Below are 14,556 nucleotides of genomic sequence, written 5' to 3'. Positions count from 1 at the left end.
AATAGGTTGGTTGTTACTCTTTGGGTTTATCTACACGTCGATAAACTCGGAAAAGGGAAAACGCAACAGTCACAATCGCTAAAACCACCACAACAATCACAACTGCCTCAAGAGGGTCAAATGGCAAGGAGCTGGCGGCATTGGAGGATTGGTCGCCGAGGGGCGTGGGCGAGGCATGTTGGGTGTTTTGGTCTTGGGGGGGCTCCGTTGTGGTTGCGGGGGGTTGGGTGGTTGTTGACTTGGGAGTTGTTGCGGGGGTGTCGTCTTGGGGGACTGGTGCGTCAGGGTTAGGCGCCGTCGAAACGGGGTCAATGGTAACGATGCCAAGGTTGTAGTCGTTTTTGTAGTCCCAATTTGTCTGGCGAATCGCGTTTGAGTCGGTTGTGCCCCACCAGTTATGGGCGGCATAGACGTCATCTGCGCTGTCAAGAACTATGCCTTGCGTGTTGCCAACGATGTTGTTTTCGTTTATGGTGCCCTGAGAGGTTGGGTTTTTGATTGCAATGGTGTTGTTTGTTATGGCGTTATTTTGGATGATTGCGCTTCCAGAAACACCGATCTTATTGTTGGAAATTTGGTTACGCGAGATTGCTACCGTGGAGCTTAAGCATTCTATGCCTATATTGGCACAGTTAGAAACAATATTGCCTTCAAAATATGTTTGGCCCGATGCAGAGATGCCGGTCCAAAGGTTGATTAGCGTATTGTTATTGAAGATTGGGACGCCGCCTGCCGTTATGCCCGTCTGGTAATATGTACCTGTAATTTGGTTATCTGAAATTGTCGGTGTCCCTTTACTTACGGATATGCCGCCACCGACGGTGAGGTCAATTGTGTTCTGGGTGATAGACGCTGACCCCCCGGTGATGTCTATGGTGTAGCCTAAGGGCTCGGATAAGCTACAACTGCTTATTTTGGGCGAGCAATCCTTGATTACAATTGAAACTATGCTGATTTGGGCGTTTGAAATTATGCAGCCAGAGCCCGTTTGCTTATTCCATGGGGTGCTCAGGGGCATAAATTGAATGTTCTGTGGAGCGCCAGTGTAGTCTCGTCCAGAAAAGGATGTTAAGATTATTTTGTTGTCGGCGGTTCCCTGAGCGTTTAGGGTGCCATTTATTTGCATGTAGAATTTTCCGAAGTCTACGGTTACGCCGGGCTCGATTGTTAAAGTGACGCCAGTTGCCACGCCTACGGGTCCAGTTAACCTGTAGGGGCTACCAGCCGCGGTCCATGTGGTATCCGAGGTGATTAAACCGCTTTTCTGAGTTTCGCCACGAACTGGAGAAACAACAAAAAACACGCCACTAAACCCTATTAACAGAATCAGCGCAACACAGGCAAGCTTTTGCATAATTGTACCCCTAAGAACAGCGTTGTTCTGCTGTTATATAATTTACGAACATTCATTTACCGTACCCTGCTAAGCAACCAACCTGAAAAAGTTAAAAGTGGACATATTTTTTGGCGACCGCCCTAACCGCCGCAACGGAAAGCACAGCAACCCACAATAAACCCAACCCAAACAACACCAACTTTGCCATCTCTACGAGGTTTAGTTGCGTTAATAGTTGATCTTGTAAGGTATCGCCCAAAGTTAAGGCTGACCCATGCGTCGCGGTTGGAGCTGGCGTCGGCTTCGGTGTAGGTGTCGCGGTGGGTTCAGGGGTCGGTTTAGGGGTTGAGGCGGGGGCGGCTGCTTGCTGATTGTTGTTGGATTCGGGCGGAGTTGTCGGCTGGGGCGTTGCAACGGGGTATGATGTGGGATTGGGGGTTGGAATGGAGGTTGGGGTGGGGTTAGGCACCCAGTTTAGGCTTTCTGGGGCGGGCGCAGTCGTCACTCGTTGGGTTAGGTAAGGGGTGAAGGTTACGTTTCCCAAGATAGGGTTATTTTTGTAGTCATAGATGGATGCGTTGATGGCTGCGGCATCGGTGGTTCCCCACCAGTTATCGGAGACAGTAATGCTGTCAGGAAGGACTAAGTTGAAATTGTATTGGGTGTTGCTGTAGATGTTGTTTTGAGTTACAGTCGATCCACTGACAAGCAAACGTATGCCTTGTCCATTGTTAGCTATGGTGTTGTTGACGATTTCCCCGCCGCCGTTGATGCCGATTGTGTTTTGGGCAATTGTGTTGTTTCGAATAAGACACGTGAGCTGCCCAGCCGCAATGCCATAACTGTTCACGGTTAAGAGGTTCTGCTCCACAGTAATGTTATAACCTGATAATACTATGCCGTTTGAGCAGCCTGTTATGTTGTTGCCTGATATGTAGGTGTTGCTTCCAGCGTAGATGCCCGTAGAAGCTTTGATGAAGTTTTTTAAAATAACAGGGGAACCCCCGTAAGCGTATATAGCATAGTTGGTGACGTCAAAAGCGTTGTTTACAATTAAGGGTGAACCATTGTTGTTATAAAGAGAAGTTTGAAGATTAGTGAAGTAGCTGTTGCTAATCTTTGGAGAGCAACTAGTAACGTATAGAGCTGCGCCGTTAAACACAGCGTAATCGATTTTGCATCCAGAACCCGTTGAAGCATTCCAGGGGGCGCTGCCTGATTGGAAGTATACTCGGGGAGTGCTCCAAGCGCTTGCGCCTGAAGAGAAAATTACTGGTTCATCCTTTGTGCCTATCGCCCGAAGAGTACCTGCCACATTTAGGTTATTATAATAGATGTCTACTGTTACCCCTGCTTCAATGGTTAAGGTTACTCCCTGAGGGACCGAGAGGGAGCTGACAAGCAGGTAGGGGCTGCCCGCCTTAGTCCATGTAGCGTCAGAGGCTAAGGTGCCGCCAACAGTTGTAGCGCCCTCAACCGTGGCAACAACAAGGAGACTGCTGACTAACACTGTGGCGATGAGCATACAGCAAAGGAGCCTTCGCATGCATACCACTTAGAGCGGCTTGAAAATTTAAAATTATGCAGAAAACACAAGAGGCTATGTTCTTTGCGCCAAAATGGGCTAAATAAGAGCTATAAATAAAAAACAAAAAGAAAAGAAGAAAGATTTAGGCGGGGGTTTTTTCGGCTTGTTTATGCGCGACAGGTTTGTCGGCGGAAACAGGAGCCTCTTGAACTGGGGGCTGCGGAACAGATTTCTTTTCTTTGACGGGTTCGGCTTGTTTTTGTTGTCGGAGGCAGCGGGTGTCTACGTCTTCGTTTTTGAGGTCTAAGATGCCTTTAACGGTTCCGTCGCTTAAGTATTCGAGGTTAAAGCCCATCTTTTTGGTGAGGCTCAATGCGCGGTAGTTGTCTTGGAGCATAATGGCATAGACGCTTTCGACGCCTTTCTCTTTTGCAATGTCAAGTGTATAGTCAACTATTTTAGTTCCTAAACCTAAGCCTTGCCAGTAGTCAGATACAATGAAAGCCATTTCGCCGTGTTTACCATCGGATTCTATGCTGAGGCGGCTAACACCGAGGATTTTGCGTTTGCCATTCTCAACCATCTCCGCAACTAAAGCGACCTCTCGGTCATAGTCTACGTTGCAGTAGCGTACACGGACTTCGTGGGGTGTATCTTTTAACATCTGGAAGAATCGGTATCGGATGGATTCTTCAGAGAGGCTCTGGAACCATTCTAGCCACATTGGTTCATCTTCCGGTTTAATAGGTCTCAGCAAAGTTTCCTGACCGTTTTTGAGGAGCCACAGGATCTCGTATTTTTTTGGATACGGACTAACAACCATGTGCTCGTGGCGCTCAAATTTGCGGCAGATTTTTTCTTTGTCCACAACTATGCGGGCGTCAAGGATGCATGCTTCTTTTTCGCTGATAAGCATGGGGTTGATGTCGATTTCTTTGATTTGCGGGAAATCAACCAGCAACCGCGAGAAAGTCAAGATGGTTTCGTCGAGGCGTTTTAGGTCAACGGGTGCGGAGCCACGGTAGCCTTTGAGGAGGCGGTAAACTTTGGTTTCTTCAAGCATGCGATGGATTAGAGTGGTGTTTAGAGGGGGCAGACCAATAGCGTAGTCTTTGAATAGTTCTACACCGACGCCGCCCATACCAAAGAGGACGACGGGACCAAAGACGGGGTCTGATTTGCCGCCGAGGATGATTTCGTAACCTTTCTTTTCAACCATGGGTTGTACGGTTACGCCGATGATTTGGGCGTTGGGGTTGTATGCGGTGGCGCGTTGGATGAGCAGTTCGAAGGCTTCGCGGACTTCTGTTGGAGTGTTAATGTTTAGGATTACTCCTCCCGCATCAGATTTGTGGATGATTTGGGGCGAGAGAATCTTTAGCACAACAGGGAAACCCATGCTCTGTGCGAATGCAACTGCTTCGTCGACGTTGTTGGCGACTTCGGTTTTGATGACGGGGAAATTGTAGTATTTGAGGATTTTTTTAGCTTCGTCCTCAGTGAGGATTTCGCGGTCTTCAAACGCAGCGTTACGAAGGATTGCCATGATGGGGCGTTTAGGCGGAGACTCATCTACGGGTAGCTCTTCGGGGGTTTGGTAGAGTAAGTCAATGTTTCGCGAGTAATCATACATGTACATGTAGGTTTTGATAGCCTGTTCAGGTGTGCTGTAGGTGGGGATGTTGTTGGCGTTTAAGATGTTGTTGGCTTCCTGCACGGCGCCATAGCCCATAAATGATGTAACGATGGTCTTGTTCTGATAGGCTTGGCTGCGTACCAATTCCACGATGTTTTTGGCGATTTCCACTGATTCAGAAACAGCTTGCTGAGTGAAAATAACCAAGATTCCGTCCACGTTGTCGTCTTTAAGGGCGGCGTCTAGGGCTGCTTTGTAGCGGTCTGCTTTTGCGTCACCCAAAACGTCGATTGGGTTGCCGTGACTCCAGAACGGTGGAAGCACAGCGTTGAGGGAATCGATGGATTTTTGGCTGATTTTAGCGATTTGTCCACCAAAGCCTATGAGGGCGTCGGTTGCCATGACTCCGGGTCCGCCTGCATTAGTGATTATGGCGAGTCGGGGTCCTTTTGGCAGGGGTTGGGTGCCTAAAACTTCAGCCGCGTTAAAGAGGTCAGCAATATCATTAACACGTACTACACCTGCGCGTTTAAACGCGGCGTCGTAGATGTCGTCTGAACCTGACAGTGAACCTGTGTGGGATGCTGCTGCTTTTGCGCTTTCTGAGAATTTGCCGCTTTTAACAACAATGATGGGTTTAGTTCGTGCAAAGTGGCGGGCGGCGCTCATGAATTTGCGAGCTTCAGTTATGCCTTCAACATACATGAGGATGCTTTTGGTTTTTGGGTCGCCGCCAAAATAGTCGATAAGGTCACCGAAGTCCACATCAATCATGGAGCCAACGGAAACGAAGTTACTAAACCCGATGTTTTCATGAATTGCCCAGTCAAGGATTGCTGAACCCAAAGCGCCGCTTTGAGAGAGAAACGCGACGTTGCCGGGTTTGGGCATCTTGTCAAGGAATGTGGCGTTGAGGTTGATTCTGGGGCGCAGAACACCTATGCAGTTAGGTCCAACGACACGGATGCCATATTTCTTGGCGACTTCTCCAACTTTCTCTTCGAGGGCTTTGCCTTCAGCACCAATTTCTTTGAAACCCGCTGAAACAATGATGACGCCTTTAACGTTGGCTTTGCCGCATTCCTCCATAACTGTGGGGACGGTTTTGGCGGGTGTGGCAATCAATGCTAAATCCACGGGATCGGGAATTTGATCGACTGATGGGTATGTTTTTACCCCTAGTATCTCTGGCTTTTTTATGTTGACGAAATATATTTTTCCAGTGTAGCCGCTTTGAGTGAAGTTTTTGACGATAGCGTAACCTACTGAACCTTCTACGTCACTGGCTCCAATGATAGCTACACTTTTTGGATTGAAAATCTTGTCAAGGTTTGTAGTGACCATGCTGTGACCTTCTGCTTTTACGTCGTGCAATCTGTATAAATTAAAGCTTATTGTCCGATAATACTTATTTTTCTAACGTATAAGCACATTTTAATGACTAAAAGCACGCTATATAGATTTACCTGCTTGGCGAACAAAGAACAGACAGAACAATTACAGGAAATTCTGGGCAATTTGATCCAGCGACAACACAACCACGCCGTTATCAGCTAGTAGATGCTCAGCGGTCTCCACGTTGCTTGGTCGCAAAATCAAGGCCACTTTTCCATCCACATGCACCGCAGAGGAATAAGCATATTCAATGTTTATGCCCCCATCACATAAAATTTTGGTGATTTTAGATAAACTGTCCTGTTTAGAAACGAATAATGCAGTGACTTCAGTGTTTTTCTTGGATTTTGCAAGATTGAAATCGGCAGCCTCCAAGAATTTCGCGGTTTTTTGTGGATCTTCAGTTATAAGGCGGATTAAGCCGAATTCGCCTGCGTCGGCAATGGAAAGCGCATAAATTTTGATTTTGTTTTTGTCTAGCTGCGACATGGCTTCAAAGAGGGAGCCGGGTCGATTGTCAAGGAATACACTGACTTGAGGGACAGGCACACAGGACACCCATATCAGAGTAACCCCAATTGATATTTAACTTTAACCAAAATGCACCATCAAAACGCTGTTTTTTACCAACCTTTATATGTGGACTTGAATAATTGCTTGCTATTCGGGAGACGGAAACTTTGCTCAATTGCGTCGAAGTCTCTAAACGCTTTGGTGGACTTCAAGCCCTAAAAAACGTAAACTTAACCATAAACAGCGGTGAAATCGCTGGGTTAGTTGGACCCAACGGGTCAGGCAAATCCACATTACTAAACCTCATAAGCGGCGTCTACAAACCAGATTCGGGACAAATCCTCTTCTTAAACGAAGAAATCTCCAAATTGCCGCCCTTCAAAATCTGCGCCAAAGGCGTCACCAAAACTGCTCAAACAGTCCAATCCTTTCCTGAAATGACCGCTGAACAAAACGTGTTAACCAGTGTACTCTTTAATGAGAAGAAATCTGTTGACAAAAAAGACGCCGTGCTGCGAGCAAGGGAACTACTAGAGTTTGTGGGTTTAGAAAGCGAAAAGTTTGATGTCACTGCAAAAAACCTAAACGTAGTCGAATTGCGGCGCATTCAGTTAGCTAAAGCTTTGGCAACCAGCCCTAAGCTGCTTTTGCTAGACGAGTTGCTCACGGGGTTGACGCCTAGGGAATGCGACCAAGCAATCGCGCTGATCAAACAAATCAACAAGCAAGGCGTCACGGTCCTTATGGTAGAACACGTCATGAGGGTCATCATGGGTTTATGCACTCGCGTGATTGTGCTGCATCATGGCGAAAAAATCTGCGAAGGCACCCCCAAACAAGTCTGCAAAGACGAGAATGTAGTGAACGTTTACTTGGGAAAACGGTTTTTGTTCGGAGAAGACGAGTAAAATGTTGGAAATTGAGAATTTATCCGCAGCTTATGGCATGGTTCAGATTCTGCGCGACGTCAACTTTAAGGTAGAAGAAAAAGAAATAGTCAGCATCATCGGACCCAACGGCGCCGGCAAAACCACTTTGGTTAAAGCAATCATGGGCTTCTTAAAACCCCAAACGGGCACAGTCAAATTCAAAGGAGAAAACATCTCGGGTTTACCCACGCATCAAATCGTCAAAAAAGGCGTCACCATGATTCCCGAGGGTAGAGAAATCTTTCCCCGCATGACCGTGGAAGAAAACCTCTTACTAGGCGCTTACGCCATCAAAGACAAGGTGAAAGTTAAAGAAACCAAAGAGAAAGTTCTCGAAATCTTCCCCGTGCTCAAAAAGAAAGAGAAAGCAGCGGCGCAGACACTCAGCGGCGGTGAGCAACAGATGCTGGTTATATGCCGCAGTTTAATGTCTAATCCGCAACTGCTAATTTTGGATGAACCCTCTTTGGGGTTGGCGCCGATTATCGTTGAAAAAGTCCTTGACACTGTCCGCACCATAAACGAGGAAGGCGTAACGGTGCTTTTGGTGGAACAGAACATCCATGACAGCTTAAACGTGGCAACCCGCGGCTATGTTCTTGAAGAAGGAAAGATAATATTGGAAGGAAAGAGTAGGGAACTTTTATCTAATAGTCACATAAAAGAAGTGTATCTAGGCCTATAAGCCAGAGAGGGGCAAAATAAGCATGGATGGCAAATACTGGAACGAAAAAATCGAAACTATGCCCAGACAAAACATCAAAGAGCATCAACTGAAAAAACTCAAAGAACAAGTCCATCATTGTTACGAGCATAGCAGTTTTTATCACAAAAAATTCGATGAAGCCGGCTTAAAACCAGGCAACATCCAAACTCTTGACGACCTCAAGAAAATTCCTTTCACAGTTAAAAGCGATTTACGTGACAACTACCCATTCGGCATGGTGACGGTTCCATCAAATGAAATCGTCGAAATCCACGCATCCAGCGGAACCACAGGCAACCCAATCGTAGGCGCCTACACCAAAGGCGACCTCGAAATATGGCAGGAACTTATGGCACGCTGCATCTACACAGTCGGCGGCAGACGCGAAGACACCATGCATATCTCCTACGGCTACGGCTTATTCACAGGCGGCTTCGGATTCCATTACGGCGCCCAAAAAGTGGGTGCAAAAATTATACCAGCAAGCGGCGGCATGACTCAGAGGCAAATCAAACTCATGAAAGATTTAGACGCCACCATCCTTTCCTGCACGCCTAGCTTCGCTGTTTACCTTGCCGAAACCATGGCACAGGAAGGAGTCGTGCCAAAAAGAGACCTTAAACTCAGACTGGGCATGTTCGGCGCTGAACCGTGGTCAGATAAAATCCGCGAGCGCATCGAGCATGAAATGAGCATCAAGGCGTTTGACATTTACGGTTTAACCGAACTTTGCGGTCCAGGCGTCTCCATCGAATGCGAAGAACATGCGGGGCTGCATATTTGGGAAGACCATTTCATTGTAGAAACTATCAACCCCGACACTGGCGAGTCTTTGCCTGATGGTGAAGAAGGCGAATTAGTCTTCACGACCCTCACCAAGAAGGGTTTGCCAATGCTGCGCTACAGAACCAGAGACATATCCAAGTTATTTACTGAAACATGTAAATGTGGCAGAACCCACACCCGCATGAAGCGCATCAGTGGCAGAAGCGATGATATGCTCATCATTAGAGGCGTCAACGTTTTCCCTTCACAAATAGAGTACGCTGTCATGTGCTTTAGTGAATTAGCCACTCAATACCTCATAGTGGTCGACCGACCAGGCGCACTTGACACGTTTGCAGTTAAAGTTGAATTATGCGACAAAGCCTCAAAGGACCCCGCAGTTGATAAAAACCACCTCAAGGGCGAAATTCAAAAACGTATTCACATAGTTACTGGAATAAGTGCGGATGTAGAAATCGTTAACCCTGGCGAGTTGCCGCGGACCGAGGGCAAAGCTAAGAGGGTTTTGGATTTACGCAAGGGTAAAATGTAAAGGATGAACGATGACTTCCAAGATTGCAGCTGATAAGCCTGGCAGTTACGCCTTGCTTAACGGCGATGAGGCAGTTGCACGTGGAGCAGTAGAAGCATCCGTGAAGGTTGCCGCTGCTTACCCAGGCACGCCTTCCACTGAAATTTTGGAAGCCATTGCTGAAGTTTCTAAAGATTTTAACATCTACGCAGAATGGAGCATAAACGAAATCGTTGCCGTTGAAGTCGCGGTTGGTGCTTCGATGACGGGTTTACGCACCATTAGCAGCATGAAGCATGTTGGACTAAACGTGGCAGCAGACGCCGTGATGACGTTGGCGTACACGGGCGTCGAAGGCGGAATGGTCATAGCAGTCGCTGACGACCCCGCCTTACACAGCAGCCAAAACGAACAAGACACCCGCTACTTCGCCATCCACTCCAAACTGCCACTGCTTGACGCTGGCAGTCCACAAGAAGCACTGGACATGGCCAGGGAAGCCTACGAAATCAGCGAACGACTACACCTCCCCATCATCCTGCGACTAACAACCCGAGTTGCCCACGGCAAAGCACGCGTGAAGCTGGGTCACATACAAAAGCTCTGCAGAAAAGCTGACTTTGACAAGAAAGGCTCCAAATGGGTCATGGTTCCATCGAATGCCATCCGCCAACACAGAGTTCTGGAAGGCAAATTAGTAGAGGCAAAAAAGCTTGCCGAGACTTCTCAGTTTAACATAATGGAAGAGAATAACTGCGAGATAGGCATCGTGGGCAGTGGAGTCGGCTACTATTATGCTCGCTCTGTTTTAGACACCAAAAAGTTCTCGTGGCTCAAACTGGGCTTCGTCCACCCCTTCCCCGCGGACCTCATCAAAACGTTCGCATCCAAAGTCAAGAAACTTATAGTAATCGAAGAACTCAGACCCTACATAGAAGAAAACCTGCTGCGCCTAAAACTCGACGTAATAGGCAAAGCAGAGTTAGGTTTAGAGGAGATAGGCGAGTTAACCCCTGACTTAGTCAGAGCAGCCTTCGCCAAACTGGAATTAACCGATAAACCCGAAACGCCCCAAAAAATCGATTTACCCCCTCGCCCCCCAGCGCTATGCCCAGGATGCCCACACAGAGCATTCTACTATGCCCTAAACATGGTTAACCAGTCAATACAATGCGACGACCAAAAATGCGTAGGCTGCGAAATCTGTGAATACGCCTGCTCCTTTGAAAAAGAGGGCGCATTTAACCCTCACAAATCAAGGATACGCACGGTACGAGTGAACCTGATAAACAATACCGCAGTAACATGCAAATCATGCCAAAACGCGCCCTGCGTCGCCGCCTGCCCCGAAGAAGCCCTCTCACAGTCCAAGCAGACGGGCACAATCAAAGTTGACGAAGCCAAATGCAAAGGCTGCAACTGGTGCGTAGAAGCATGCCAGTACGGCGCATTAACACTACATCCCACAACTCATAAACCGCTTATCTGCGATGTATGCGGAGGCGACCCCAAATGCATCCCAGCCTGCCCAGAGAGCGCACTTAGCTTAAAGCCGAAATCAGATGACAAAATCGTTACAGGCGACATCGGCTGCTACACGCTAGGCGTATTGCCTCCAGTCACCGCGGTTCAAAGCTGCCTGTGCATGGGCGCAGGAATCTCGCAGGCGGCAGGAATGGTCCACGCCGGCGTGAGGGACAAAGTTTTCTCAGTTATTGGCGACTCAACCTTCTTCCATGGAGGAATGCCAGGGTTGCTAAACATCGTCTACAACAAAGCCAACGTCTGCGTAGTCGTCCTCGACAACACGGTTGTAGCTATGACGGGGCACCAACCAACACCGGGTTCAGGAAAAACCGTGACTGGCACAGAAACAAAAATAATAAACATAGAGGACATCGCCCGCGCTGTAGGCGTAGAAAAAGTCATCACAGTAGACCCCTATGACATAAAAACCACAACCGCAGCGCTAAGAGAAATCATCGATTACCAAGGACCAGCCGTGCTGATTTCTAAGCGTCCGTGCCCCCTACTAATCGAGCGGGGTAAGCCACGAGAAGTCCAGACGGATTGCAGCGGCTGTGAAGTCTGCACAAAATCCTTCGGTTGCCCAGCCATTTCACAAAAGGATGGAAAAGCAGAAATTGACACCACACTTTGCGCGGGATGCGGAGTATGCGAAGCTGTGTGTCCATATGACGCAATCGGGAGGAAAGACCAGTGAAGCTAGATTTAGTCTTTAGCGGAGTTGGAGGTCAAGGGGTTGTAGTGTTGAGTGATATCTACTGTGAAGCGGCTATGCTTGAGGGGTTTGATGTGGCTAAAGCTGAAATTCACGGTATGGCTCAAAGAGGAGGATCCATCGTGGCGTTTGCTCGAATTGGCGAAAAAGTCGAGTCACCCCTGATTGAAACAGGAAAAGCCGATGCAATTGTGGGATTCGAAATCTTAGAGACCACCCGTTCTCTGCCTATGCTAAAGAACGGCGGCACAGTCATCGTTAACGAGAAGCTTATTCAGCCCAGCTGTTTGCCCCGAGGTGTAAAACCCAAAAGCAAACAGGAACTGCTAACGTTGCTAAATGAAAAGGCACTGGTTCATGAAGTAGACGGCATAGGCATCGCCAAATCTCTTGGCAACACGTTGGTTGTTAACACGGTTCTTTTGGGGGCGTTGTCGGCTTTGCCAGAAATTCCAGTGAAGGTAAAATCGTTTGAGCAAGCCATAGCAGGCAAACTTAAGGAAAAATACATCAGCCTCAACCTTAAAGCGTTCCAGCTTGGCCGGCAAAGCGTGCTTAAGAGTTAATTTTATAAACATTTTTTGCGGATATAGCAAAGACACAAAGAAAGAGGATGAAAAATTGCAAAAGAAAATCTTAGCCCTGATAGTAGTAGTTATAATAGTCGTTGCAGCCTTCGCAGCTTGGCAATTTGTACCGAAAGCTCCCTCGGCAGAAGCAAGAAACATCAAAGTCGGCTTAGTTGCCCCCATTTCCGGTTCCCCCATCGGACAAGACATGGAACGTGCAGCTAACATGGCGATAGATGAAATCAACAATGCCGGCGGCGTCTATGTCTCAGAATGGAACACTAGAGTCAACTTTACCTTAGTAATCGCGGATACACAAAATGACGCTCCAACTAACGCTGTCACGCCCGTCACCAGAGCAGTTGAAACCGACCAAGTAGACTTGCTCATCGGCGGATACGGCAGCGCAGGCACATTAGCAAACGAAAAAATAGCCATCGACAACAAAGTGCCCTACATAATCACCGGCGCATCCAACCAGTTGGTTACCCGCAGAGGACCTCAAGGCAACTACGGCGGCCTCCCAGCAGACTCCTCTGACAGAGTCACCGATGAGGAAGGTATGAGTTACATATTCCACTACTGCACCACCACCTATCACTACAGCAAAACCGTTGTGGACTTTTTCGCTAACGAAATGAAGCCCATGGTTGCCCCCGACCGTAACTTCAGCTTAGCGCTTTTGTACCGAAATGACGCCTTTGGTAAGGGTGTTGCCGAAGCCACCAAATATTGGATACAGCAAGAAAACCTGCCAATAACGCTGGTATCAGACCGAAGCTATGACACATCAACTCAGAACTTCCAAACCGACCTCACCGCAGTTGCTTCAACGCATCCTGATGCAGTGTTCGTAGTTGACAACCCCGACCGCTCACCCCTCATAATCAAACAGGGATGGAACGATGTGGGCTTAAAGACAGTCTATATTGTGGTTGAAAACAACCAAGACCCTGCATTCTATGACCTTCTGGGAAGCGTCGGCGACGGACAACTGATGGAATCAAAACTTGACCCCTTCATGTCACCCTCGTATTCCACCATAGTAGGAACTTACTCTGAAAAGTTCAACGAACTCTACGGTGTGATGCCGGGTATGATGGGTGCAGACACCTATGACGCATTCTACATCGCTAAAGACGCCATCGAACGTGCAGGAACAATTGACAAAGTTGCAGTGCGGACAGCCATAGAAAACACCGACATGGCCCAGATGCTTATCCAAACAACCACCGGCAAAATACAATTCAGCACAGGCGTAAACTACCACGAAATCGACCCGATAACCTTCATAGAGCAACTTCAATATGACTCATCTACCAGCCAGTTGAAATCGCAGATTGTTTGGGCTCCATCAGGCGCAAGTAACCTCAAGCAGACAGACTTTGTTCTGCCAGACGGTTACCAAGCCGGTCAGTAGTGAGTTATTCACTCTCTCTTTTCTTTTATTTCTCGCACATTTTAAATAGTTAACATGTGAATTAGTGTCAACTGCGCCGCTTAAACGAGAGGAGAAAAAACTAGTAATGGACATCACGGCACCGACAATACTGTTAACGTTAGTGTGGGGTGTCGCCATTGGCTGCGTCTATATTCTTTTGGCGACTGGACTCAACATAATTTTCGGCGTCATGAAACTTGTTAATTTCGCCCACGGACAGTTACTTATGATTGGCGCGTTCTTAACGTGGACCATCTCTGTTTCTTTAGGCGTCAACGCGTATGTGGCGATTTTGATATCGATGCTGGCAGTGGCTATTTTAGGGGTTGGGGTAGAAAGGTTCACTTTCCGACGGGTTTTAGGCACTGACAAACTTAACGAGATATTTGTGAGTTTAGGATTGATTTACATTTTTGAAAACGTCGCCATGCTTCTATGGAGCGCCAACTCCAAACAGGTTGTCAGCCCCTTCTATGGACTAAGCGTCAACTTACCAAACATATCCATAACCTACGACCGCGTAGTTGCGGTTGTAGTGGTAATTGCTACGTTAGCAGCATTTGGGTTGCTGATGCAGAAAACAAAAATCGGTTTAGCCATGCGAGCTACCAGCCAAAGAAACACCACCGCCATGCTCATGGGCATAAACGTAGAAAAAATCTACATGTTCACCTTTGCCATCGGCGCTGCACTCGCAGCCGTCGCAGGCGGACTTTACGGAATCATCTTCTCCTTTGACTATCAGGTTGGCGCCATGCCCACCATCATCGCGTTTGCAATCATCATTATGGGCGGTTTAGGAAGCATCAAAGGCGCCATCGTCGGCGGATTACTCTACGGCATCACGGAACAGTTAGCCACATTGTTCTTCGGCGGTATCTGGGGAAGCGCTGTTGCCTTTGCATTGCTGATTGTGGTTTTGGTAATTAGACCAAATGGAATATTTGGGGAAAAGGGAGAATAA

General features: G+C 47.7%; 11 protein-coding genes. 7 read left to right on the top strand and 4 right to left on the bottom strand.

Annotation, left to right across the window (positions count from 1 at the left end):
- Positions 1–13 precede the first annotated feature (13 nt).
- The 4 genes from NWE92_05240 to NWE92_05225 form a co-directional block, all read right to left on the bottom strand.
- On the bottom strand, positions 14–1,354 hold the full coding sequence (locus NWE92_05240; GenBank protein MCW4029035.1) for a right-handed parallel beta-helix repeat-containing protein: 1,341 nt from the start codon (positions 1,352–1,354) through the stop codon (positions 14–16).
- A 91-nt stretch (positions 1,355–1,445) separates the two neighbouring features.
- Positions 1,446–2,882: a hypothetical protein gene (locus NWE92_05235; GenBank protein ID MCW4029034.1), complete on the bottom strand. Its 1,437-nt coding sequence runs from the start codon at positions 2,880–2,882 to the stop codon at positions 1,446–1,448.
- 124 nt (positions 2,883–3,006) lie between these two features.
- Positions 3,007–5,844 (bottom strand): GNAT family N-acetyltransferase, encoded by a 2,838-nt coding sequence (locus tag NWE92_05230; protein ID MCW4029033.1) that lies wholly within the window; start codon positions 5,842–5,844, stop codon positions 3,007–3,009.
- Between the two features lie 153 nt (positions 5,845–5,997).
- Entirely contained in the window at positions 5,998–6,444 is a 447-nt protein-coding gene (locus NWE92_05225) for an acetolactate synthase (protein MCW4029032.1), read from the bottom strand.
- Between the two features lie 131 nt (positions 6,445–6,575).
- Here NWE92_05225 and NWE92_05220 point away from each other — a divergent pair, with 131 nt between their 5' ends.
- The 7 genes from NWE92_05220 (at position 6,576) to NWE92_05190 (ending at position 14,556) form a co-directional block, all read left to right on the top strand.
- A complete protein-coding gene (locus NWE92_05220) occupies positions 6,576–7,316 on the top strand; it encodes an ABC transporter ATP-binding protein (protein ID MCW4029031.1) in 741 nt (246 codons plus the stop codon).
- A gap of 1 nt (position 7,317) precedes the next feature.
- Positions 7,318–8,022 (top strand): ABC transporter ATP-binding protein, encoded by a 705-nt coding sequence (locus NWE92_05215; protein ID MCW4029030.1) that lies wholly within the window; start codon positions 7,318–7,320, stop codon positions 8,020–8,022.
- A 22-nt stretch (positions 8,023–8,044) separates the two neighbouring features.
- Entirely contained in the window at positions 8,045–9,361 is a 1,317-nt protein-coding gene (locus tag NWE92_05210) for a phenylacetate--CoA ligase (protein MCW4029029.1), read from the top strand.
- Positions 9,362–9,371: 10 nt separating this feature from the next.
- Complete coding sequence (locus tag NWE92_05205) at positions 9,372–11,564, top strand: thiamine pyrophosphate-dependent enzyme (GenBank protein ID MCW4029028.1); 2,193 nt, start codon at positions 9,372–9,374, stop codon at positions 11,562–11,564.
- The gene (locus tag NWE92_05200; GenBank protein ID MCW4029027.1) at positions 11,561–12,148 is read left to right on the top strand and encodes an indolepyruvate oxidoreductase subunit beta; all 588 of its coding nucleotides are present in this window, start codon (positions 11,561–11,563) and stop codon (positions 12,146–12,148) included. The genes NWE92_05205 and NWE92_05200 overlap by 4 nt, the downstream gene beginning before the upstream one ends.
- A gap of 55 nt (positions 12,149–12,203) precedes the next feature.
- On the top strand, positions 12,204–13,571 hold the full coding sequence (locus NWE92_05195) for an ABC transporter substrate-binding protein (protein ID MCW4029026.1): 1,368 nt from the start codon (positions 12,204–12,206) through the stop codon (positions 13,569–13,571).
- 106 nt (positions 13,572–13,677) lie between these two features.
- Positions 13,678–14,556 carry a branched-chain amino acid ABC transporter permease gene (locus NWE92_05190; GenBank protein MCW4029025.1) on the top strand — a complete coding sequence of 293 codons (879 nt, stop codon included), beginning with the start codon at positions 13,678–13,680 and terminating at the stop codon, positions 14,554–14,556.

It is taken from the genome of Candidatus Bathyarchaeota archaeon, assembly GCA_026014745.1.
Classification (GTDB): Archaea; Thermoproteota; Bathyarchaeia; order Bathyarchaeales; family Bathycorpusculaceae; genus Bathycorpusculum.
Note: the sequence above shows the minus strand (reverse complement) of the source record. Positions and strands in the feature narration are given on the sequence as shown.